Source organism: Mesorhizobium sp. M0152 (assembly GCF_040322415.1).
GTDB lineage: Bacteria > Pseudomonadota > Alphaproteobacteria > Rhizobiales > Rhizobiaceae > Mesorhizobium.
Window position 1 is genome coordinate 77114 of the sequence record NZ_JAMYTH010000024.1, and the last position, 22328, is coordinate 99441.

At 62.0% G+C, this 22328-nt stretch carries 19 protein-coding genes; 7 read left to right on the forward strand and 12 right to left on the reverse strand.

What is annotated here, in order from left to right:
• Positions 1-207 precede the first annotated feature (207 nt).
• On the reverse strand, positions 208-378 hold the full coding sequence (locus NKJ26_RS22520) for a hypothetical protein (RefSeq protein WP_352597973.1): 171 nt from the start codon (positions 376-378) through the stop codon (positions 208-210).
• Between the two features lie 50 nt (positions 379-428).
• Positions 429-1214 (reverse strand): TSUP family transporter, encoded by a 786-nt coding sequence (locus NKJ26_RS22525; RefSeq protein WP_352697198.1) that lies wholly within the window; start codon positions 1212-1214, stop codon positions 429-431.
• Positions 1215-1334: 120 nt separating this feature from the next.
• Between NKJ26_RS22525 and NKJ26_RS22530 the strand changes: the two genes are divergently transcribed.
• The 6 genes from NKJ26_RS22530 to NKJ26_RS22555 all read left to right on the forward strand — a co-directional run bounded on the left by NKJ26_RS22530 (position 1335) and on the right by NKJ26_RS22555 (position 9663).
• Complete coding sequence (locus tag NKJ26_RS22530) at positions 1335-1766, forward strand: TerB family tellurite resistance protein (RefSeq protein ID WP_352697200.1); 432 nt, start codon at positions 1335-1337, stop codon at positions 1764-1766.
• 782 nt (positions 1767-2548) lie between these two features.
• On the forward strand, positions 2549-4900 hold the full coding sequence (locus NKJ26_RS22535; protein WP_352697202.1) for a beta strand repeat-containing protein: 2352 nt from the start codon (positions 2549-2551) through the stop codon (positions 4898-4900).
• Positions 4839-6743 carry an autotransporter family protein gene (locus NKJ26_RS22540; protein WP_352697204.1) on the forward strand — a complete coding sequence of 635 codons (1905 nt, stop codon included), beginning with the start codon at positions 4839-4841 and terminating at the stop codon, positions 6741-6743. Before NKJ26_RS22535 ends, NKJ26_RS22540 begins: the two co-directional genes overlap by 62 nt.
• Before the next feature lie 490 nt (positions 6744-7233).
• On the forward strand, positions 7234-7665 hold the full coding sequence (locus tag NKJ26_RS22545) for an invasion associated locus B family protein (protein WP_352697206.1): 432 nt from the start codon (positions 7234-7236) through the stop codon (positions 7663-7665).
• A gap of 225 nt (positions 7666-7890) precedes the next feature.
• Positions 7891-8514 (forward strand): L,D-transpeptidase, encoded by a 624-nt coding sequence (locus tag NKJ26_RS22550; protein ID WP_352597977.1) that lies wholly within the window; start codon positions 7891-7893, stop codon positions 8512-8514.
• A 261-nt stretch (positions 8515-8775) separates the two neighbouring features.
• Positions 8776-9663, forward strand: a complete 888-nt coding sequence (locus NKJ26_RS22555) for a LysR family transcriptional regulator (protein ID WP_352697208.1) — start codon at positions 8776-8778, stop codon at positions 9661-9663.
• 196 nt (positions 9664-9859) lie between these two features.
• Here NKJ26_RS22555 and NKJ26_RS22560 read toward each other — a convergent pair whose 3' ends face one another.
• From NKJ26_RS22560 to NKJ26_RS22580, 5 genes are all read right to left on the reverse strand, one after another.
• Positions 9860-11482, reverse strand: coding sequence for an ABC transporter ATP-binding protein (locus NKJ26_RS22560; protein WP_352697210.1), 1623 nt, complete (start codon positions 11480-11482; stop codon positions 9860-9862).
• Positions 11479-12348 (reverse strand): ABC transporter permease, encoded by an 870-nt coding sequence (locus NKJ26_RS22565; protein WP_352697212.1) that lies wholly within the window; start codon positions 12346-12348, stop codon positions 11479-11481. Before NKJ26_RS22565 ends, NKJ26_RS22560 begins: the two co-directional genes overlap by 4 nt.
• Positions 12345-13292 carry an ABC transporter permease gene (locus NKJ26_RS22570; protein ID WP_352597981.1) on the reverse strand — a complete coding sequence of 316 codons (948 nt, stop codon included), beginning with the start codon at positions 13290-13292 and terminating at the stop codon, positions 12345-12347. Before NKJ26_RS22570 ends, NKJ26_RS22565 begins: the two co-directional genes overlap by 4 nt.
• Before the next feature lie 178 nt (positions 13293-13470).
• Positions 13471-14949, reverse strand: a complete 1479-nt coding sequence (locus tag NKJ26_RS22575; RefSeq protein ID WP_352697214.1) for an ABC transporter substrate-binding protein — start codon at positions 14947-14949, stop codon at positions 13471-13473.
• A 161-nt stretch (positions 14950-15110) separates the two neighbouring features.
• Positions 15111-16391, reverse strand: coding sequence for an acetylornithine deacetylase/succinyl-diaminopimelate desuccinylase family protein (locus NKJ26_RS22580; RefSeq protein ID WP_352697216.1), 1281 nt, complete (start codon positions 16389-16391; stop codon positions 15111-15113).
• 221 nt (positions 16392-16612) lie between these two features.
• Here NKJ26_RS22580 and NKJ26_RS22585 point away from each other — a divergent pair, with 221 nt between their 5' ends.
• Positions 16613-17041 carry a L,D-transpeptidase gene (locus NKJ26_RS22585; protein ID WP_352697234.1) on the forward strand — a complete coding sequence of 143 codons (429 nt, stop codon included), beginning with the start codon at positions 16613-16615 and terminating at the stop codon, positions 17039-17041.
• Between the two features lie 113 nt (positions 17042-17154).
• Here NKJ26_RS22585 and NKJ26_RS22590 read toward each other — a convergent pair whose 3' ends face one another.
• Genes NKJ26_RS22590 through NKJ26_RS22610 form a run of 5 tightly spaced genes read right to left on the reverse strand, consistent with a single transcriptional unit; the run spans position 17155 to position 22061 of the window.
• The gene (locus tag NKJ26_RS22590) at positions 17155-18141 is read right to left on the reverse strand and encodes a lipid A biosynthesis lauroyl acyltransferase (RefSeq protein WP_352697218.1); all 987 of its coding nucleotides are present in this window, start codon (positions 18139-18141) and stop codon (positions 17155-17157) included.
• 5 nt (positions 18142-18146) lie between these two features.
• Positions 18147-19175: a zinc-binding dehydrogenase gene (locus NKJ26_RS22595; RefSeq protein WP_352697220.1), complete on the reverse strand. Its 1029-nt coding sequence runs from the start codon at positions 19173-19175 to the stop codon at positions 18147-18149.
• Between the two features lie 36 nt (positions 19176-19211).
• The gene (locus NKJ26_RS22600; protein WP_352697222.1) at positions 19212-20483 is read right to left on the reverse strand and encodes a beta-ketoacyl-ACP synthase; all 1272 of its coding nucleotides are present in this window, start codon (positions 20481-20483) and stop codon (positions 19212-19214) included.
• A 49-nt stretch (positions 20484-20532) separates the two neighbouring features.
• Positions 20533-21723 carry a beta-ketoacyl-ACP synthase gene (locus NKJ26_RS22605; RefSeq protein WP_352697224.1) on the reverse strand — a complete coding sequence of 397 codons (1191 nt, stop codon included), beginning with the start codon at positions 21721-21723 and terminating at the stop codon, positions 20533-20535.
• A gap of 56 nt (positions 21724-21779) precedes the next feature.
• A complete protein-coding gene (locus NKJ26_RS22610; RefSeq protein WP_010909964.1) occupies positions 21780-22061 on the reverse strand; it encodes an acyl carrier protein in 282 nt (93 codons plus the stop codon).
• Positions 22062-22328: the final 267 nt, after the last annotated feature.

The following is a 22328-nucleotide window of genomic DNA, read 5'->3' on the forward strand; positions in this document are numbered from 1 at the left end:
CCTTGGCCAAGGTCGCGGCATGGATCCGCGGGTCTGCGCCGCGTCGCTAACGCTCCTTGCTCCGCCCGTGGATGACGAAGTGATGGACGTTTCCGCCAATCGCCGAGGCACGCCTTCGGCCAGTAGGTCTATCAAACCCCTTCACCAGAATCAAAAGCGCCCGGCCTTTGACCGGGCGCTCATGGTCCCCACTTCAAGGGATACGTGTCAGGCGCCGCGCAACAAGCAGCCGCCGGCTAGCACGATGAAGGCAACAACAACGATCCACACCGATGCGATTGGAATGAACGCAAGAATGCCAAGCGCGGCAAGAATGCCGATGATGGCGATAACTACGGAGATGATAAAAACGATCTGGGTAGGCGCGCTAAGGTTCATATTTGGCTCCTCCAACATGATTCGACAGCCGCATTCTATCAGGCGTGTGATCACACACCAATCAGGGCTCGCAACGGGTTCGCCGGGTCGGCCAGGAGCTTCACCGCCAGCGCCAGGCAGACGACCACCAGCAGCGGCTTGATCAGTTTTGCGCCGATGCGCATGGCGAGGCCGGCGCCGACGCGGGCGCCGAGGAATTGGGCAACCCCCATCATCAGGCCGATCTTCCAGTAGACGACGCCGAAGGCCGCGAAGACGACGAAGCCGCCGATGTTGGAAGCGAAGTTGAGCAGCTTGGTGTGCGCCGTCGCCTTGAGCACGCCGTAGCCGGCAAGTGCGACGAAGGCCAGCATGTAGAAGGAACCGGCGCCTGGCCCGAACAATCCATCGTAGAAGCCGATGGCAGGCACCAGGGTCAGCCCGAACAGGAATGGCGACAGGCGCTCGGCGCGATCGACATCGTTCATGTTGGGCTTGAACGCGAAGTAGAGCGCGATGGCGATCAGCACGATGGGCAGGACCGCGCGCAGAACGTCACCCGGCACGATCGTCGCCAGCAAGGCGCCGATGGCACTGCCGATAACGGCCAGAAGCGCCGACGGCAATTGCCGGCGCAGGTCGACATGGCCCTTGGACGCATAGTGGATGGTCGCCGAGCCCGAGCCGAACATGCCTTGCAATTTGTTGGTGGCGAGCGCCTGGACCGGCGTGAAACCTGCAAGCAGCAGCGCCGGCACGGTGATCAGCCCGCCACCGCCCGCGATCGAGTCGACAAAACCCGCTGCAAACGCGGCGAGGGCGAGCATGACGACGGTCTGCGTGGCGAGGTCGAACATCGGATCGATGGGGCATTCAGCTGTCAGGAGGGTTGGACGGGTTCGACCACGACAGCCCGGTTTGCGCAAGGCCGATTCCGCGCTACCTCTATTGCAGAAGAATCGGAAGGGGCATCTCTGATGGCGTTCGCATTGCTGGACCAGATACGATCCATCTTCGACGGCGATCCGGGCGTTCGCAAGGTCGCGGACGACCCTGTCCTGTCGGCGGAACTTCTGATGCTGTTTCGCATGATCCTGGCCGACGGCTCCGTCAGCGAGAGCGAGATGATAGCCTTCCGGCGCATCTGCAGGGACGCCTTCGGCATTGCGGAAACCAGCATCGACAGCGTCATCGAATATCTCAACGAGTTCGGCTACGAGACCAATGGCTCGCAGGCCGTGGCGCTGTTCCGCGATCTCGATATCGAGCGGCGCAAGCAATTGGCCCGCCACATGGCCGAAATAGCCAAGGCGGATTCGCAGCTAGCCGAGAGCGAGGTGCGCCTGCTGCGCCGCACGCTCGATCTGCTCGACATCAGCCCGGTCGATGTCGTGAAGCCGCAAGGGTGAGCCTGTCCGGGATGGTGATCGTCCACCATCCCAGTGTGGCCTTGAAGGGTCGCCCCGCTGTCCGATGATCACAGGGCAAAGGCCTCCGACGCGGGCCTGCTGCGCACACCTCGGATGCCCCTGTGGCAGATTAGATACATCCGCTGCCCAATGCGTAGGCATGTGAACTCAAGACGCGGCGCAGGGCCCTCGCTGATTTGCCCATAAACAAGTGATTCAACCTGTATGTGCCTACGGGGTTGATTCAACCGTGGGTAGTCGGGGGTTCCACAATGCTGAAGATCTCTTTTTCCAAAATCGGCGAGCATGCGCCCAAGGGGCGGGCGGATTGCGAAGGTTGAGAGCCAGAAGGCGGGCTCGTGCAGGGTCCAGCGGGCCTTGTCCCTCTCAGCTTCGACAATGGCGCTCGGCGCGGCAATGGTCGTGACCCGCTCTCCTCCCCGGTTTTCTGGCCGGCCAGGGGCAGGCTTTGGCGGCATGCGCGCCGGCCGCGACAGCCGGCAACGACGTGATCGTTTGCGATCCATTGGCAGACGTTGATGGGCAGGCCGGTGACGGCACGATCAACTTTGGCGACAGCCACAAGCTCGGCGGGACCCTCGGCCTCAGGGTCAAATGGTGACGGCGGGAGCCTAACACCAGCCTCGGCGCTTATTTGCCCATAAACAAGCATATCCGCGTATTTGTTCCTAGCTAGATGAGTCGTGCATAGATCATTTGTCAGACAATACTGGAATCACCTAATGCAAATTTGCAAGAATATTGTGCTGCGCGGCGGGCGGATGACCAAGGTGGGCGGCGAGGTCGCCAGTTATGCGCCGAGTTTCGGAGGCTTGATCTCAGCCATCTCGTCATCGGCCTCCAGGGGGGTGATCGGTGCGGCGCTGCTGGCCGCTCCGGTGCTGTTGCCGCAAGGGATGTCGGGAGGAGGGCAGGCCTGGGCGGCGGACGAATGCGGTGCCGAAGCCGTAGGCGCGGATACGCTAAACTGCGCCGGCGCCGCCTATCCAACCGGTATCACTTACACGAATTCCGACGGCTTGACCCTGAATCTCAACAATCCGGTGATGGTCGTGGGGGCTGTAGCGACGCCTGCCGTGCGACTGCTGTCGTCCGGCTCCAACACCAGCACAATAACCGTGGAAGCCGTCAGTGTCGGCACCATCACGGCGACTGGGGTTGGGCAACACGGTATCTTCGTGGATAATCTGGGAACCGCGGGCGATGCCGTCGCCACGATGGACGCCGGCGCGATCAGTGTTTCCTACGGCAATCCCAACGTCGCGTCCGGTGGCGAGGAGAACGGCATCTTCGCGGTGGTTGGCAACGCGACATTTTCGGGCAATTCGACAAGTTCTGGCGACGCTTTGGCAACCTTGAACGGCGGCTCCATATCCACAGCCGCATTCAAGGGCAATGGCCTTGCTGCCAGAAACGCCGGAATGGGCGATGCCATAGCGACCATGACCGGCGGCACGATCAACACCGTCGGGATCGATGCCTACGGCATCTATAGCTATGTCAGCAATCCGGCTGGCATCGGAACGGCAAGCGTCTTTATGGAAGGCGGCGCGATCACCACCTCCCAAACCCAGGCTTTTGGCCTCAGGGCAGTGAATGACGGGCTAGGCGATGCTGAGATACATATAACCGCCGGGACGATCAATACGACGGGCAATTTTGGCTTTGGCGCATACGCCACCGTCAACAATACGAGCAGCGCGGCGGACGCCGCAATCACGATGGACGGCGGCACGATCACCACGACGGCCATTGCCGCCAAAGGCCTCGCCATTCAAAACAACGGTACTGGTGACAGCCAGGTGACGATAACGGGTGGAAGCGTTTCCACTGCCGGCGGTCAGGCCTATGGCGTCGACATCAATGGGAACAACTTTTCCGGATCGGGGTCGGTCGGCTTCACCATGACAGGCGGAAGCGTGGCTACAACCGGGGACGGCGGTCTTGGCGTGTTCGCTCGCACCATTGGCCTCGGTGACGTAAACACCTTCATTAGCGGTGGAAGCATATCGACCACGGGCGCGGGCGCAACGGCTCTTTGGAGCATGATCAACAACACGGCCAGCACCGCGACGGCTTCGGCGACGATGGCCGGTGGGACGATCAGCACGACCGGGATCGGTTCCTTGGGCATGTACAGCCTCACCAATGGGCTTGGCGATGCCGTGGCAACCATGACCGACGGCGCCATCACCACGACAGGCAATTCCAGCTATGGCATCCTTGCGCAGATCAACAACACGGCCAGTTCCGCGACGGTTTCGGCGACCATGAGCGGTGGGACGATCGGCACGACCGGGATCGCTTCCCTGGGCATGTACAGCCTCACCACTGGGCTTGGCGATGCCGTGGCAACCATGACCGACGGTGCCATCACCACGACGGGCGATTCCAGCTATGGCATCCTTGCGCAGATCAGCAACACGGCCAGTTCCGCGACGGTTTCGGCGACCATGAGCGGTGGGACGATAGGCACGACCGGGATCGGTTCCCTGGGCATGTACAGCCTCACCAATGGGCTTGGCGATGCCGTGGCAACCATGACCGACGGAGCCATCACCACGACGGGCGATTTCAGCTATGGCATCCTTGCGCAGATCAGCAACTCAGCCAGTACGGCGACAGCCACTGCGACCATGGGCGGCGGTACGGTCAGTACATCAGGGGCCTCCGCGTCAGGCGTTGGGAGCTATACGGCCGGTTCTGGCCTGGCTTCGCTGCAGATGAGCGCCGGCACCGTGATGGTGACGGGCGCGAATGCGGATGGTCTCTGGGTGGAGAGCGTCGGCGGCACCTATGATGTGGACGTGACCGGCGGATCCGTGACGTCAGGCTCGGGCGTTGCGGCCGGCATCCATACGATAGCAGCCGGCGGCGGCACCGTCGATGTCGGCGCGGCGGCAATCATCGATGGTTCCGCCTCCGGAATCGCGATCCGCGATGGCGACCTCAACAAGGATGGCGTCGACGAGATCGGTGGCAACACGGTGGTCACCACGGCGGGCACCCTGACGGGAGACCATCCTCGGTCTCGGCGACGACGTCTACAACTTGACCGGGGGCTCGCAGGTTGGTTTCATCTACGGCGACGACGCGGTTGCGTCAGCCAATGATGGCGACGATACGTTCAACTGGTCGGGCGGGACGTTGACAGGCGGTTTCAATGGCCAGAACGGGTCGGACACGGCCCTCGTCACCACCTCGAACTATGACGGTTCGCAAGTGCTCGACGGTGGCGACGACGTCGCCACCGTCGATGGCTGGATCGACAAGCTGACGCTCGACGGGCTCACCGTTTCGGCCAACGGCGCCAACATCATCAATTGGGAGACGGTCACCGTCGATGGCGGACAGTTGACCATCCTCGACGGCGCGCTCACCGTCGGCTCGGATCCGGGCCAAGGCCTGTTCCTGACCGGTGGCGGCAATCTCGAGGCCCTGGACGCGCTGCTGCTGACCGGCAATCTCGACATCGATGCCGGCTCGACCTTCATCGGCACCGGGGGCGGCGCCGGCGTTTATACGGTGACCGGCGACGTCACCAATGCCGGCATCATCACCACGCAGGACGGCGTGGTGGGCGATGTCTTCACTGTCGGCGGCAACTATATCGGCCAGGGTGGCCAGTTGCTCATCGATACCTATCTCGGCTCGGACGGATCCGCGTCCGATCTCCTGGTCGTCAATGGCGACACCTCGGGCGCGACCAGCCTGTTTGTCGCCAATGCGGGCGGTCCCGGCGCGGTGACGGTGGGCAACGGCATCCTGGTCGTGCAGGTCGATGGCGCCTCGAACGGCACCTTCACCCTTGGCGGGCCGGCGATCGCCGGCGCGTTCGAATACCGACTGTTCAAGAACGGCGTTACCGATCCAATCGACGGCGATTGGTATCTCCGCACCACATACTCGTCATCGACGCCGACCTATGAGGCCTATCCGCAAGTGCTGCTGGAGTTGAACGGGTTGCCGACCCTGCAGCAGCGCGTCGGCAATCGCTATTGGAACGAACCTGCGCCAGTTCCTGATACCGTGTTCTGCAAGGATGCTTCAAAAGACTTCAAGTGCATGGTGACCGATGACCAGGCGGACTATTATGCCGACGGCAAGGCCACGATCGAACAGAATGCAATCTGGGCGCGCATCGAAGGTGCCCACGGCCACGTCGAATCGGACCGGTCGACGACCGATGCCCAGTATGATTTCGATCTGTGGAAGCTGCAGGCCGGGGTCGACGGGCTTCTTGCCGAGACCGACAGCGGCAAGCTGATCGGCGGCATCAACGTGCACTACGGCCAGGCCTCGGCCGATACCTTCTCTCCCAATGGCAATGGCGACATATCCAGCAAAGGCTATGGCGTGGGAGCGACGCTGACCTGGTATGGCGAGAACGGCTTCTATGTCGACGGCCAGGGCCAGTTCAGCTGGTATGACAGCGACCTCGGCTCGGATGAGCTCGGCTCGCTCGTGAAGGGCAACAACGCCACCGGCTATGCGCTGTCGCTGGAAGCCGGCAAGCGGATCCAGCTGCACGACGGCTGGTCGCTCACGCCGCAGGCGCAGCTGGTCTACTCCTCGGTCGACTTCGACAGCTTCATCGGCCCGAGCGGCGAGACGGTGTCGCTCGACGATGGCGACAGCCTGAAAGGAAGGCTCGGCATCTCGGCGGACCACGAGCGTTCCTGGAAAGACGGCGACGGCAAGCTGCGCCGCACCCATGTCTATGGCATCGCCAACGTCTATCACGAGTTCCTCGACGGGACCGCGGTGTCGGTGTGGGGCACCAACCTGGCCAACGAGGCCAATGCCTGGACCGGAGAGCTCGGCGTCGGCGGTTCCTACAACTGGAACGACGACAAGTACTCCGTCTATGGCGAGCTCGATGCCTCGACCAGCCTCGACAACTTTGGCGACAGCCACAAGCTCGGCGGAACCCTCGGCCTCAGGGTCAAATGGTGACGGCGGGCTTCTCGAGTGCTCGAGTCATAAGCGGCGGAATGCCGGAAATAGTGAAGTATGCGGCGACAGAAGATACGCGTCGAACCGAGCGGACGCGGCACGTCAGCAATCGCATTGAGATATGAATCAGATGAAGTTGAATGCACCAACCGTTCCTATCTTTGTATTCTCGCTTGTACTCGCACTCATCGGACTGGCACCACTAGTGGGTGTCACACTGCCGATCCTAGGCGCCAATGCAGCATGGTGCCTTCTCGGCGCATACGCGGTACTTGCAGGCGGCGTTCTGTTCAGAGGTCTCTAGGCCAGGCGCGGCTGCGTCGTGATAGTTGAACTGCACGTTCTGCCAGTTGTGCCGACGTTTGGCGGCACATCCCGTCTGTTGCGGAAGGCCAGGCCAAATGGATCGATAATGATACGAGTGTGGGGAATTTCTGCTCTGTTTGCGTTGATGGCTACAGGTTCAGCGCTTGCGGTTGAGCCGAGCACGTTGAACGAGGTCTATGACGACTGGACCGTAAGCTGTCAGTACAATCAAAGTACAAATAAGCGCGTGTGCCAGGCCTCGCAGGAGCTTCAGCAGCAGAAAAGCCGTCAACGCGTGCTTTTGATATCCTTTGGGCCCGCCGATGATGCCGGTGCTCACATGACCATCGTCGCGCCATTTGGCCTTCTATTGGCGGAAGGTTTGGATGTTAAGCTTGATGAGCAGCAATTGATACGCGGTTCGTTCCGAACCTGCCTGCCAGCTGGCTGCATTGTGGAACTGGATCTCCCGGAAACGGCGCTCACGACCCTTTTGTCTGCCGAAAAGGCGACAGTACAAGGGGTTGCGGTCGGCGACCAAGCCTTCCGGACGGAAGTCTCACTCAAAGGCCTCGCCACATCGCTGAAGCGTTTGTCCGACCTTGTGTCAAAATGATTGGCGACAGCGGCATGGCGTGAGCAACAGGCTATTCGTCCGATCACATCGGCCGTCTCCTGCTTTTGCCACTGTAATTAAGACAAAATGGAGGGCCTGGAATGGAGATGACCGCTACTTTTCGCAGTACGCCGTTTTTCCATTTGGCTCGTGCTTCTCACTTTCTCGGTTTGCCCCGATTTTGGTTGGTAAACGTTTGATCGATCTCTTTCGAGGGCGAAACTGATGGCGAAAAGAACCATGGACCGACGCTCATTCCTGCTCTGCTGCTCTGTTGCTTTGCTGAATGGATGCGCGTCGTCATCAACCGAAGACGTCATATCCATTCCCGTGCCGGCCGAGCGCTTCGCTACAGAACCCTACCCGGTTTGGCCAGTGGATCGCAGCAAATTCCGCAGGCAGTTTCGGCCTGAAAAACTGTCCATGGTGGTTCACGAGCAGATCGGGACGATCATCGTCGACACGAAGGCGAAGCAACTATTCTACGTCACCGGCCCCAATACCGTCTTGCGTTACGGCGTTGCGGTCGGCCGCTCGGGCTATAGCTGGAAGGGCAAAGCGCAAGTCGGACGTAAAGCGAAATGGCCGGCATGGTATCCTACCGATGATATGCATGCCCAAACGCCTGATCTGCCGAAACGCATTGCTCCTGGACCGGTCAACCCGCTCGGATCACGGGCGCTCTATCTTTTTGCAGGTGGCAGAGACACGCTCTACCGCATTCACGGCACCGACGAGCCTTGGACTATTGGAACGGAAGCCTCTTCCGGCTGCATCCGCATGATAAATGAGGATATTATTGAGCTTTTTGACAAAGTGGAAGTCGGCACTGCGGTAATTGTTATTTAGGAAGCGATTATGAACCAAGTCTCTTTGGGGATTCCGATAGTGGGATCTTTTTTGTTTTGAGTCTTGGATGAAAATCTGATAGAGTGAAATTGGGTTTGACAATGTAGCCATTCGGTTACGCGGGCAAGATATTATCGGCGAACGTAGTAATGAAGTAGACATTCGTCGTGAGGAAAGTTCTTTCCCGCGTGCTGCGATAGTGCTTCTCAAAGCTACTTTCGGCACGATTGGCTCCTTGTGCGGCGGATATGAAATTCGATCATGGAAGGCACGATGGGGTTAACAACGGGATTCGGAGCCGGAATCAGTCGACTATCCTTCGATACGATTCGCGTGGTTCGTGATGTTCTAAAGAAGAAGAGTTTAACCCAGGTTGCGCTAGACTTGGGAATTTCGCAGCCGGCAGTTACCTTCCACATAAAGAAATTCGAAAAGCTCTCCAACAGGCGCATAATAGAGCGTGTGGGAAACGATATGATCGTCGCCGCGGATGCGGCATCTATTGTCGAACTGTTCGATGAGATAATAAGGCTGGAATCTGAGCTGGGTAGCATAGCTGTCCACCCGGATACACGCAAGACACTTGGAATTTCCTCGGAGTTATTCTCCACTTACACTGCCCATCGGTTGCGAGCCTTGGACTTGGTGAAGCGCTTCCGTGTTTCTGTAGACAGCGCTGCTGCGCTGTCGGAAAGATATGCTAGTGCTGAATTGTCGGCGGTTTTCAGACCTCTTGGCCAAAACGAATCGGCGCCGGAGCTTACGATTGAGCTTCCGATGCATTGGGTCGGCGCAGGGGGAAATCGCACCGACGGGCGAGCACCGCCGTTACCAATAATTCTTGAACCCAAGAGTTCAGGAAATTTGGGCGCGACCATTCGATACCTAGATGAATACGTCAATGACTATCAGGTAGTAGCGGAGGTCACCGGCGAGTCACTCAAGTTCCTCGTAGAGCAGGGCGTCGGCTATGCAATGTTGCTCGACGCGAGATTCAAGTCGATGGGTATCACCCGAACTGTGGTGCCGGAGGCACTGCGGAAGCCGTTCAAGACCCGGTTTGCCTTGTTCTACAACAAAAGGCGAATTAGCTTAAGAGAGGCTACGAATGTATTTGAGGGATTTGCAGAGTTCTTTCTGGCTGCATGAATTTACCGCAGCGACTAGTAGGAGGGAGGGTTCGTCAAACATGTCTTTGATGGCTGGGCGGTTACAGCGCTGTTGCTTGGGACAGTCTCGGACCGTCGGGTGTCATGGGTCCGCCTGAAGCAAGACCGAACTTTCACGGATTGTCGGCCTGTCGTCATCCCACCGGCATGACGAATTCGCTTCGTGAATTGGCCGTTCACCCTTGCTCCTGCATCCGTCGTGCGATTGCCCGGTGCAGGTCGGGAGCGGCGTTGACCAGCGCCTTGGCTGCCTCGGACCGCGGGTGATCGAGCACCTCGTTCGTCTTGCCGCGCTCGACGATCTTGCCGTCATGCATGACCAGCACCTCGTCAGTAATAGCGCGGGCGACGGTCAGGTCATGGGTGATGAAGAGGTAGGCGATACCGAGCTTCTGGTTGAGCTCGGCGAACAGGTCCAGGATCTGGGCGCGGATCGAGACGTCGAGCGCCGAGACCGGCTCGTCGGCGACGACCAGCTTGGGGCGGGTGATGATGGCGCGGGCGATCGACAGTCGCTGGCGCTGGCCGCCTGAAAACTCGTGCGGGTATTTGTCCATGTCGCGCTGGTCGAGGCCGACTTCGTGCAGCGCATGCGCCACCATCTCGCGGCGCTCGGTGCGCGTAGGCTTCCTGTCCAGAACATGCAGGGGCTCGGCGACCAGTTTTTCGACCTTCTGGCGTGGGTCGAAGGAGCCGTAAGGATCCTGGAAGACAGGCTGCATGTCGCGCCTGGCCGGCTTCAGCTCCGCTTCGCTCTTGCCGGTGACGGTCTCGCCGCGAAAGCGGATCGTGCCCGAACTTGGCCGGTCCAGCGCCAGGATCATGCGGGCGAGGGTCGACTTGCCGCAACCGGAGCGGCCGACCAGCGCCACGGATTGGCCCGGCGCCATCGACAGGGAGACGTCGTCGACGGCGCGGATATCAGGAGCGCGCCTGAACAGGGATGTGCGTCGGCCGGCATAGTCGCGGGTCACGCGGTCAACTTCAAGCAAGGGTTGGCCTGTCCCGGCGCCATGCGGCCTGGCGCGCGCCGGCACATGCATCGAGGCCTGCGCCAGCTGCCGCGTGTAGGGGTGGAGCTGTTCGGACAGAGTGCGCGCTGTGTCGCCGGCCTCCATCACTTCGCCGTGGCGCAGGATGGTGATGCGGTCGGCCATCTCGGTCACGACAGCGAGGTCGTGCGAGATCAACAGAAGGCCCATGCGGCCCTCCGCGACCAGGTCGCGCAGGAGGTCGAGGATCTGCGCCTGAAGCACGACGTCGAGCGCCGTCGTCGGCTCATCGGCGATCAGCAGCTTCGGCTTCAGGGCGCAGGCGATGGCGATAACGACGCGCTGGCGCTGGCCGCCGGACAATTCGTGCGGATAGCGCGACAGCGGGAATTTTGCCGAGGGCAGGCCGACGCGGTCGAGCATTTTTCGCGCCCGCTGCTCGGCATCGGCACGGCTGGCCCTGGTGTGCCAGCGTATGCCCTCGGCCACCTGCTCGCCGATGGTCTTGACCGGATTGAGGGCTGTCATCGGCTCCTGGAACACCATGCCGATGTCGTCGCCGCGCAGCGCGCACATCTGGTCCTCGCTTGCGGCCAGGATGTCGATGCCGTCGAACGAGACGCGACCGGTGGCGCGCGCGGCATGGGGCAGAAGCCGCATCATCGTCAGCGCGGTCATCGACTTGCCGGAGCCGGATTCGCCAACCAGCCCCACCACCTCGCCCGGCGCTACCGAAAGCTCCATGTTCTTCAGGATCTGCGTGTCGCCGATGGTCAGCGACAGGTTGTCGATGTCCAGCAGGCTCATCGCTGCCGCCGTGATTTCGGGTCGAGGATGTCGGCGATGCCGTCACCGAGCAGATTGAGCCCGAGCACGGTGACGACGATCGCCATGCCGGGAAAGATCGCCATCCACGGCGCCACCACCATGCGGGTCTGCGCGTCGAACAGCATGCGGCCCCAGCTCGGCATTGGCGGCTGGGCGCCGAGGCCCAGATAGGAAAGCCCGGCTTCGGCCAGTATGCCCAGCGCGAACTGGATGGTGCCTTGCACCAGGAGCAGCGTGGCGATGTTGGGCAGCACATGTTCGATCGATATCTGCGTGCTGCTCTTGCCGGCGGCGCGCGCGGCAAGAATGAACTCGCGCGGCCAGATCGCCAGTGCCCCGGCGCGGGCAACGCGTGCGAACACCGGAATGTTGAAGATGCCGATGGCGATGATGGCGTTGATCGCGCCCGGCCCGAAGATGGCGGTGATCATGATCGCCGACAGCAGCGCGGGGAAGGCGAAGACGAGATCGTTGACGCGCATCAGCGCCTCGTCGGCGAAGCCGCCTCGCGCCGCGGCAAAGGCGCCGAGCGGCACGCCGACGCCCATGCCGATGCCGACAGCGACCAACGCCACGGCGATCGAATTGCGGGCGCCGACCATGACCATCGACAGGATGTCGCGGCCGAAATGGTCGGTGCCGAACCAGTGCGCCAGCGAGGGGCCTTGCGTCTTGTCCGATATCACCAGCCTGCCGACGTCGTAAGGTGTCCAGATGTAAGACAGGATAGCCATCGCCAGGATCAGCATGGTGATGACGAAACCGGCGACGAAAGCGGTGTTCCTGAATGCCTTGGCCAGGATGCTGCCGAACGTCTCCTCGGGGATGTCGATATGCAGCGTCATTGCCGGGTCCTCAGGCGCGGATCGACGACCGCATAGGAGAGGTCGACGATCAGGTTGACGGCAATGACGGCGGCGACCAGCAGCATGACGACGCTTTCGACGACGATCAGGTCGCGCTGGGTGATCGCCTGGAACACCAGCCGGCCGAGGCCGGGCAGGTAGAAGACATTCTCGATGATGATGGTGCCGGCAAGCAGGAAGGCGAATTGCAGGCCGAGTATGGTCAGCACCGGGATCATGGCGTTGCGCAGTGCGTGCCGCCACAACACGGCGCGATAGGGCAGGCCCTTGGCGCGGGCGGTGCGGATATAGTCCTCGTTCAGCACTTCGATCAGGGCCGAGCGGGTGACGCGGGCCAGGATGGCGGCCTGCGGCAAGGCAAGCGCTACCGCCGGCAGCATCAGCGATTTCGTTGCCTGCCAGATGCCTGCGCTCCAGCCGGGGAAGCCGCCGGCCGGGACCAGCCGCAGCCAGACGGCGAAGACATAGATCAGCATCAGCGCGAACCAGAAATTGGGAACGGCGACGCCAAGCTGAGCGGCGCCCATCGCCACCGTGTCGCCGGCCCGTCCGCGCCGGCTGGCGGAAAACAGGCCGACGGGAATGGCGATGATGGTGGAGAGCGCCAGCGCAATCAGCGCCAGCGGAAGCGAGACGCCAAGCCGTTCACGCACGAGATCGATGACCGGCACCGAATAGGTGTAGGAACGGCCGAAATCGAGGCTGAGCAGGCCGCCAGCCCAACTTAGATATCGCAAGGCAAGCGGCGCGTTGAGGCCCATCTGATTGCGCAGCAACTCGACCTGGTCGGCGCTGGCGTTCATGCCCAGCATCAGCCGCGCCGGGTCGCCGGGCAGGATCTCCAGCACTGCGAAAACCACCATGGAGGCCACCACCAGCGTGGCGGCGGCGATGGCGAGGCGGTTTAGGAGATAGGCGGTCATGGGAGGTGGGGGGACGCTGCGTCGCCTAAGGCAAACAGCCAGCGACGGTATAGCCCTACGGCGCCCCCCTCTGTCCTGCCCGGTCCACCCTCCGCAGCAGCTGCGCTGCAGCTGCGGAGGACGGGCAGGGCAGAGGGGGGCGCGAAGGAACGCAAGCGTCGCCTTTTGGCCAACAGCCTCACTCGCTCCACTTCACCTTGGTCAGGTCGTTGGCCTGGATCGGCGCGTTTTCCCACAGCCCTTGCAGCTTGGCGTCCCAGACACCGACCTTGGGCAGTTCGTAGAGGAAGCCGACCACGGCGTCGTCGGCCAGGATTTTCTGCGCCTCTCCCAGCAGTTCCTTGCGCTTGGCTTCGTCGGAAGTGACGTTGAGGTCGGAAATCATCTTGTCGAATGTCGGATTGTCGTAGTTGAAGTAATAGTCCTTGCGCGAATAGATATCGATGTCGTTGGGCTCGGTGTGCGAAACGATGGTCAGGTCGTAGTTCTTCTTGGTGAACACCTGGTCCAGCCACTGCGCCCATTCGACCGGGATGATCTCGAGATCGATGCCGACGTCGCGAAGCTGCGAGGCGATGATTTCGCCGCCGAGCCTGGCATAGGTGGGTGGCGGCAGTTTCAGCGTCGCTTTGAAGCCGTTCTCCAGGCCTGCTTCCTTCAACAGTTCCTTGGCCTTCTCCACATTGTGCGGATAGAGGCCGGTGAGGTCGACATAGTCCTTGTTGGCCGGCGACATGTGCGAGCCGATCGGCTGGCCGAGGCCCGCCGAGGCGCCGTCGATGATCGCCTTTCGGTCGAGCGCGTAGGAGATTGCCTGCCGCACCTGCAACTTGTCGAAAGGCGGCTTCTTGTTGTTGATCGACAGGATGGTTTCACCCTCGGTCGAGCCGATCACCACCTTGAAGCGCGGATCGTCCTTTACCTGCCCGACGCTGTCGGCATCGAAGAACGGAAAAGCCTGAATGTCACCGGAGAGCAGCGCCGGCATGTAGGCCGCCGCATCCGGAACGATACGGAACTCGACCTTGTCGAGGAACGCCGGCGTGCCCCAGTAGTGGTCGGACTTCACCAGCGTGATCGATGATCCCTTGGCCCAGCTCTGGAACTTGAACGGACCGGTGCCGACCGGTTTCTCCTTGTTGGCGTCGGCCGATTCGGGCGCTACGATCACAGCGTCGCCCCAACCCATATTGTAGAGGAAGGATCCTTGCGGGTTCTTCAGCGTGACCTTGACCGTCGCCGGATCGACGACGTCGACCTTGTCGATGGCTGCGAACAGCGCCTTTTGCGCATTGACCGAATTGTCGGCGCGGGCGCGGTCGAGGGAGAACTTCACGTCGTTGGCGTCGAAATCGCTGCCATCGTGGAATTTCACGCCGCTGTGCAGCTTGAAGGTGTAGACCTTGCCGTCATCGGAAATGGTCCAGCTTTCGGCCAAATCCGGCAGCACCTCGCCGTTCGGGCCGATCCGGGTCAGGCCTTCGAACACGTTAGCGTAGAGAACCTCATCGATTGCCGCGGCGGCACCGGCGGTTGGATCGAGGTGCGGCGGCTCGAGCGGAATGCCGATGACCAGGTCGGTTCGCGCGGCAAAGGCCGACGTTCCCAAGGCCAGCGAAAGGACCGTCGCGGCCAGGATGGTTTTCCACAATCTCATCGTGCAACTCCCCATGCGTTCAGACACGCGCTCAAACCGGGCGATAGAAGCGTGATTTCGCCGCGGAGTAAATTGCGTTTCGTGCTGCCCGGCGGCGTCGCCGGGAATGTTTTTGTCCCCGCGGCTTCATAGGCAGGTCGAAGCTTGTCGCCATGCGAGCCTTATCCGGTGGCTGAGCCGCGCAGCAGCACGTTGAGCCCGATCGCCATCACCTTGGCCGATTCCACCATGTCCGATATCCCCACCCATTCGTCCGGCCGGTGAGCGAGGTCGAGAATGCCCGGACCGTAGGCGATGCAGTCGTAGATATGGCCGATGCGGGCAATGTGTTTCTGGTCGTACGTGCCGGGCGAAATGACGTAATCAGGCTCGCGGTCGAAGATCGCCTGGATGCCTTGCGCGACGGCTTTCACCACCGGCGCGTCGCGCTCGGTCATCAGCGGCAGCACTTCCATCAGGTCGCGGATCTCATAATCGAATTTTTTGCGCTCGCGCTTCAACCGGTCGAGAATGCCGGTCACCTCGCTCTTGACCGTGCCGAGATCTTCCTCGAGCAGGAAGCGGCGGTCGATGGTCAGCCGGCAGGAATCGGGCACGTTGGGCGAGGGCAGGCCTGGCCGGAAGTCCTCGGTCTGGCCGCCATGGATGGAGTTGATGTTCATCGTCGAGCGCTTGGCCCCTTCGGGTACGACCGGCATGCGCGTCATCTTGCGGTCGAGTGCGGGAAACAACTCGTCCTCGAAGGCCTGCAGCACGGCGCCCATATGGCGTACCGCATTGTCGCCGAGAAACGGCATCGAGCCGTGCGCGATCTCGCCCTTGGTCTCGATCTCCGCCCACCAGACGCCGCGATGGCCGAGGCAGATGCGGTCCTTGTTCAGCGGTTCGGGAATGATGACGTGGTCGACCCTGGGTTTCGAGAAATAGCCGAGCCGGGCCAGATGGGCGACGCCGCCGAAGCCGCCGGACTCCTCGTCCACCGTGCCGGATATTTCGATGGCGCCGGGAAAATCGGGAAAGACTTCCAGGAACGCCTCGGCCGCAATGATCGAGGCAGCCAGGCCGCCTTTCATGTCGCAGGCGCCGCGGCCGTAGACCTTGCCGTCCCTGACGATGCCGGCGAAAGGATCGACGGTCCAGCCGTCGCCGGCTTCGACCACGTCGATATGTGAGTTGAAGTGGACGCAGGCGCCGGGGGACCGTCCATCGAAACGGGCAACGACATTGACGCGGGGGTAGCGGTCGGTGTCGCCGGGCGTGCCTTCGGCGCGGATGAATTCGGTTTCGAAACCGCGCTTCTTCAGCCGCGCACCGATATATTCGGCACAAGGCCGGTACGCCTCGCCGGGCGGATTGATGGTCGGGAAGCGGATCAGGTCGGCGGTCAGCGCGACGACTTCGTCGCGCCTGTTATCGATTGCTTGCAGGAGTCGTTCGTTCATTCGGGGAGTTGAGCAGCGATCCCTGCCGTTTTGCAAGCCCGCTGATGGTCGAGCCCAAGCGGCGTGTCGTTGCGGCAACTATCACGGGAAATCGTTCAAATTCGCTGCTTTGGATTGCCCAATTAGTCAATGACTGTGTGTTACGCCGTTCACCTGCCATTAAAAAGGTGAAAAACAACGTGAGGGCAGACAGACAAGGGCAATCAAAGGGGTTTGGTCGCATGAAAAAGACAGTTCTAATGGCAGCCGTGTTAGTCACGATGCTGTGCGGTGCTTCGGTTCAGGGGTGGGCAGCCAGTCTCGTCGCAAACATCGACGTCTCGTCACAGACGATGACCGTCAGATATGGCCAATCGGTCTACCGGTGGAGTGTATCCACTGCTCGCAGCGGTTATTTCACGCCGCGCGGGACATATCGGCCGCAGCGAACGGCCCGCATGTGGTATTCGCGCAAATATCATATGTCGCCGATGCCGTACTCCGTGTTCTTCCATGGCGGCTATGCCATCCACGGAACCGGCGCCGTCAGGCAACTCGGCCGCCCGGCTTCGCATGGCTGCGTGCGGCTGCACACGGCCAATGCCGCCACGTTCTATTCGATGGTTCGGGAAGTGGGCTTCGGCAACACGCGAATTGTCGTGGTGAACTAGGGTTTTGATCGATCAGTGATCCACCACCTTGGTGTTTCACGCAATCAGGCAGCAGCCGCGAGGAGTAATTCTCGCGGCTTTTGCTTGTTTGCCGGCATTTCCGATGATGGAGATCAGCTATTTGCCGCTGGTGCGGTTGCCTGCGGGAGCCGCTTTGCGCGCCGGCCGCTGATCTCCCACCTCTTGTGGAACCACATCCACTGGCCGGGGTCCTCGCGCACCCAGCGCTCGACCACGTCGTTGAGAAGCTGGGTGGTGGCATGGACGTCGACGCTGCCGTCGGCGGTGCGCGGCAGTGTCAGCTTGTCCTCGATCTCGAGCCGGAAGCGGTTGCCCGGCAGCCTGACGCAGCGCGCCGGATAGACGTCGCAATCGTAGTGGCGGGCGAGCGTGCCGAGCACGCGATTGCTCTGGCAGGGGCGGCCGAAGAAGGTCGTCTCCAGGCCGTTGGAGAATTTCTGATCGACAAGGACGCCGATGTTGCCGCCATTCTCCAGCACCCCGGCCAACGCAAACGAGGCGCCGGCCATCGACGGCAGCAACGAACCCATGGTCGAACGACGCGTCGAGAGGATGTAGTCGGCAAGGTAGGGGTTGTTGGGCGGGCGAAACAGCGCCGTGATGTTCATGCCGAAGGTAGCGGCGGCCACCGGCAGCAGTTCGAAATTCCCGAGATGGCCGGTGAAGACGATATGCGGCTGCTTTTCAGCGGCGATCTCGACGAAGTGTTCTGTTCCCTTGACCTCGACGCGGCCGGGCTTGCTGGCGGCGGGGTCATAGTCGAACAGCGCATCGAGAAAGATGTATTCGGCGGCGAGCCGCGCCATGTTGCCCCACATGTCGGAGGCGATGGCTTGAATCTCGTTTTCGCTCTTCTCCGGGTAGGCCTTGCGCAGATTGTCGACGGCGACCTGATGGCGCCTCACCCTTGGGCCGATACGGCGGGCGACGCGATCGGCGAAATTCAGCGCGCTGTCGGCCGGCAGCAGACGCAGCACGGAGATGATCATCATCGCCGCACGCGCTACCAGCCAGTAGTTCAACTGGCGCAGTTGTCTGCCGTAACGATACTTCAAGTCCCGGCGAAGCTTCTTGAACACGGGCTTTAGCCGACGCGCAGGATGATCTTGCCGAACACGTCGCGCCCTTCCATGCGCTTCAGCGCGGCATCGATGTCGGCAAAGCCGACCTCGGTGTCGATCACCGGCGCGACCTGTCCCGCCGCCATCTTCTGCATGGCGTTGGTCATGTTCTCCATGCGGCAGCCGAAGGATCCCAGCAGCCTCAACTGCTGCTGAAAGAGCTGCATTAGGTTGATCTGCGTCGACACGCCCGAGGTCGAGCCGCAGGTGACCAAGCGGCCGCCGCGCTTCAGGCACAGCATCGAGCCGGCAAAAGTGTCGGCGCCGACGTGCTCGAACACGACATCGACGCCCTTCTTTTTCGTCAGCTTGCGCACGACGCCTTCGAAGCGATCGTCACGGTAGTTGATGACATGGTCGGCGCCGAGCGCCTTGGCCTTGTCGATCTTGTCGTTCGAGCCGACGGTGGTGATGATCGTACAGCCCATCCGCTTCGCCAGCTGGATGGCCGCCGATCCGATGCCGGAGCCGCCGGCATGGACAAGGATCGTCTCGCCGGGCTGAAGCCTGGCGTTGTCGAACAGCATGTGCTCGACCGTGCCGAAGGTGACTGGCGCCACCGCGGCGCCGATATCGGTCACGCCCGGCGGGGCGGGGACCAGTAGGCGAGCCGGCAGGTTGATCTTCTCCTGCGCGAAGCCGTCGAGATGGAAGCCGTGAACCCCCGAAACATGTTCGCAGAGATTGTCGCGGCCTTCGCGGCAGGCGCGGCAAAGACCGCAGGTGCGGGCGCCATAGATCGACACCAATTGTCCGGGCAGCAGGCTGGAAACGCCGGGACCGACCGCCTCGACCTCGCCGGAGGCTTCGGCGCCGACGACCAGCGGCAGCTTGCGCTTGGCGAAGGCCATGCCGCGCCAGCCCCAGACGTCGATGTGGTTCAGCGCCACCGCCTTGATGCGCAGCGTGACTTCGCCGAGTGCGGGCGGCGGCGGGGGTGGCAGGTCCACCGTTTCAAGACGGCGATCCTCGATAAGTTGCAGTGCGCGCATGAAGCCCGTCGGTTCTGTTGAGCGGAAGCGGCTCGCTTAGACCGGTTCCCGCGCCATGACAAGGCAAGTGTTCTGGCCGCCGAAGCCGAAGGAGTTCGACAGAACGGTGCGAACCTCGGCGTTGCGCTTGGTGTTCGGCACCACGTCGAGCACGATGGCCGGGTCCGGGTTGTCGTAGTTGATGGTCGGCGGAATGACGCTTTCGCGCATCGTCATCAGCGAGAACGCCGCCTCGACGGCGCCCGCGGCTGAAAGCGTGTGGCCGATCATCGACTTGTTCGACGAGATCGGCATGGAGCCGATGCGCTCGCCGAACACGGTCGACAGCGACAGATGCTCCATCTTGTCGTTTTCCGGCGTCGAGGTGCCATGCGCGTTGACATAGTCGATCTCGTCTTCGCTGAGGCCCGCATCGGCAAGCACGGCACGGACCGCCGCGATCGCGGGCGAAGCGTCTGGTTTCGAGCGGGTGCGATGGAAATCGTCCGCCTTTTCGCCACAACCACGCAGGATGCCGAGAACAGTGGCGCCGCGTGCCAACGCTGCTTCCAGCGATTCCAGCACGAGAGCGCCGGAGCCCTCGGCCAGCACGAAGCCGTCGCGATCCTTGGAGAAGGGTTTTGACGCCTTCTCGGGAATATCGTTGTGGGTCGACAGCGCCGACAGCAGCGAGAAGCGGATCAGCGCTTCCGCGGTTGCCGAGCCGTCGGCGCCGATCGACAGTGCCCGGTCGCATTCGCCGCGGCGGATCGCCTCGACGCCGAGTTGAATGGCTGTGGCGCCGGAAGCACAAGCAGTCGACAGCGTTATCGGCAGCCCGCGTGTGCCGAAAAGATCGGCGAGCCGGTCGGCGATCGAGCCGAACTGCGTCGTCTCGAAAATGCCGAGTTCCTTCAGGCCGCGCGCCACCCGCAGCAGCCTTTCGCCGCCGGAATCCTGCTTGTCGGAATTGTAGAGCGAGAAGCGATCGTGCCAATCGAGTTCGACCGGCGGCGAAGCGAGAAACAGCGGTCCGCCGAAATCGCCGGAATCGAGGCCGGATTCGGCGACGGCTTCACGCGCGGCGGTTTCGGCCAGTTCATAGGTGAGTGGGCTGGCGCCCTTCGAGCTCGACGGCAGGAAGTCGACCATGCCGGAGATGCGGGTGTTGAGATGATCGATCGGAAAACGGGTGATCGGATGGATGCCCGATTTGCCGGCAGTCAGCGCCGCCCAGTTGTCGGTCTTGCCGACGCCCAGCGACGTGACCACGCCGATGCCGGTGACGGCGACGATGGGCCTGCCCATGTGATCGTTCAGATTGGCCATCCAGGAGCCCCTCGAGCGTTATATCCGCAGCATGATCGCGCAGCGCCGCTTATGCGGCGTTTACCAGCGCCACGCCCTCGAATTGGTGATAGCCGATCGCCGTTGCAAGGACGGCTGCGGGAATGCCTTCGAAAGGCTTCTCGGCTGCGGCATCGAAAACAGGGTAGGCGGCCTTGCGGTCGACGGCCAAGGCGGCCAGCGCCACGGCGAAAGGAAACTGCGCTTCCTTCATATGTCCGGTCAGCGTCGCGAAGCCGCGCGCGGCGATTGCCGGATTGGCATCGAACGCTGTCTTCTCGGCGGTGGTCGCCGCATGAGCCCCCGATGCGCCCGACAGGGCGAGCAGTTTTCTGTCCGGCAGCGCCGCCTGGACGAGCAGAGCGGCGATCTCGGCGTCGAGCTCTCCGCGCGAGCGCCTGGCGCGGCCGGACACGACCGGCCCGAGCTCGGCATAGATCCTGCGCCCGCGCTTTGTCGCGTGTTCGCGCTGCTCCAGCACAAGGAAGGCACCGCCGGAGCCCGACACCACGCCGCCGCCCTCGGCGCCTTGCCTTTGCCAGACAGGTTTCCAGGGGCCGCGGTGCAGGTAGCCGGCAAGCTCATAGCCGAGCAGCATGTCGGAATGTTCGGTCTGGAAAGCACCGCCCACGAGGATATGCGTCGACTGGCCGGAGCGGATCCGCGCGGCGGCCGTCTCGACGGCGGCAACGCCGGCACCTTCCTCACCCATGAAGGTTCTGGACGAGCCCGTCACCTTGTGGACGATGGAAATGTTGCCCGCGAGCAGGTTGGAAAGCTGCGCCAGGAAAAGGGTCGGCCGAAGTTCGGTGGTCAGTTTCTCGTTGAGCAGCACGTCACGGTCGTTGCGGCTTTCCGAAGCGGCGAGAATGGCGGCGTCGACCGCCTCGTCGCGCTCGCCGCCGCCGGCGGCAACAACCATGTCCATGGTGGTGCAGAGGTCGTCATTGCCCTTGATGCCGGCATCGTCCAGCGCAAGGCCGGCGGCATAGGTGCCGAGCCGCTGCCAGGTCTCCATCTGGCGTTGGTCGCCGCGCTTGGCGATCTGCAGGTTCCAGTCGATCTCCGGCAGCGGATGGATGGTGTAGGGCGCAAAGCGTGCCGCTTCGAGCACCGGCTGCAAACCCGGTTGCGAGAGTTTCTGCCAATGGGCTTCCGGACCTTCTCCCAGCGAGGAAACAAGGCCGATACCAGTGATGACGACGTCGCGGGGGCTGCTCATGAGCGGCTTTGTGGGTCAGGCGGCGGAGCGCGTCAAGATCGCGCGCGCACCCAACCTCAGGCGGTCTTGGCGGCGACCAGCGCGTCGATCTTGGCGCACAGGTTCTTCATGACGAAGTAATCGTCGGTGGATGCCTTGCCGTCATTAACTTCCTGGGTCCACTTTTCCAGCGGCACCTTGATGCCGAATTCCTTGTCGATGGCAAAGACGATGTCGAGGAAATCGAGGCTGTCGATGCCGAGATCGTCGATCGTGTGGCTCTCGGGCGTAATGGTGTCGATATCGATCTCGCTGGTGTCGGCAATGATCTTGGCGACTTTGTCGAACGTGGTGGACAAGGGGCTTTTCCTTCGGTTGCGGGCGGAATCTGTCCGCATGTGTTTGGGCGCTGTCTAATCGGTTTTTCCCGGCAGGAAAAGGCCTGATACGCCGGGCGCAAATGGGTAAGGTGCCCAAGAAACGCAAGAAGGGGCGCCCGGGCCCCCCGACGGCCCGGTGAATTAGGGAACGGCCGAGGAAAAGGGTGTTCGAGTAAGCCACACCCCCCCCCCTGGTGGCGGCCAAGCAGTCCGGTACCGGAGCGGTGCCCAGGGCGGTCGGCGGGG

Coding starts and splice junctions, on each gene's coding strand:
- NKJ26_RS22570 (WP_352597981.1), bottom strand. CDS start 13,292: ATGACCGCCTATCTCCTAAACCGCCTCGCCATCGCCGCCGCCACGCTG.
- NKJ26_RS22560 (WP_352697210.1), bottom strand. CDS start 11,482: ATGAGCCTGCTGGACATCGACAACCTGTCGCTGACCATCGGCGACACG.
- NKJ26_RS22585 (WP_352697234.1), top strand. CDS start 16,613: ATGAAAAAGACAGTTCTAATGGCAGCCGTGTTAGTCACGATGCTGTGC.
- NKJ26_RS22565 (WP_352697212.1), bottom strand. CDS start 12,348: ATGACGCTGCATATCGACATCCCCGAGGAGACGTTCGGCAGCATCCTG.
- NKJ26_RS22580 (WP_352697216.1), bottom strand. CDS start 16,391: ATGAACGAACGACTCCTGCAAGCAATCGATAACAGGCGCGACGAAGTC.
- NKJ26_RS22595 (WP_352697220.1), bottom strand. CDS start 19,175: ATGCGCGCACTGCAACTTATCGAGGATCGCCGTCTTGAAACGGTGGAC.
- NKJ26_RS22555 (WP_352697208.1), top strand. CDS start 8,776: ATGGAAGGCACGATGGGGTTAACAACGGGATTCGGAGCCGGAATCAGT.
- NKJ26_RS22530 (WP_352697200.1), top strand. CDS start 1,335: ATGGCGTTCGCATTGCTGGACCAGATACGATCCATCTTCGACGGCGAT.
- NKJ26_RS22600 (WP_352697222.1), bottom strand. CDS start 20,483: ATGGCCAATCTGAACGATCACATGGGCAGGCCCATCGTCGCCGTCACC.
- NKJ26_RS22550 (WP_352597977.1), top strand. CDS start 7,891: ATGGCGAAAAGAACCATGGACCGACGCTCATTCCTGCTCTGCTGCTCT.
- NKJ26_RS22525 (WP_352697198.1), bottom strand. CDS start 1,214: ATGTTCGACCTCGCCACGCAGACCGTCGTCATGCTCGCCCTCGCCGCG.
- NKJ26_RS22605 (WP_352697224.1), bottom strand. CDS start 21,723: ATGAGCAGCCCCCGCGACGTCGTCATCACTGGTATCGGCCTTGTTTCC.
- NKJ26_RS22575 (WP_352697214.1), bottom strand. CDS start 14,949: ATGAGATTGTGGAAAACCATCCTGGCCGCGACGGTCCTTTCGCTGGCC.
- NKJ26_RS22520 (WP_352597973.1), bottom strand. CDS start 378: ATGAACCTTAGCGCGCCTACCCAGATCGTTTTTATCATCTCCGTAGTT.
- NKJ26_RS22535 (WP_352697202.1), top strand. CDS start 2,549: ATGACCAAGGTGGGCGGCGAGGTCGCCAGTTATGCGCCGAGTTTCGGA.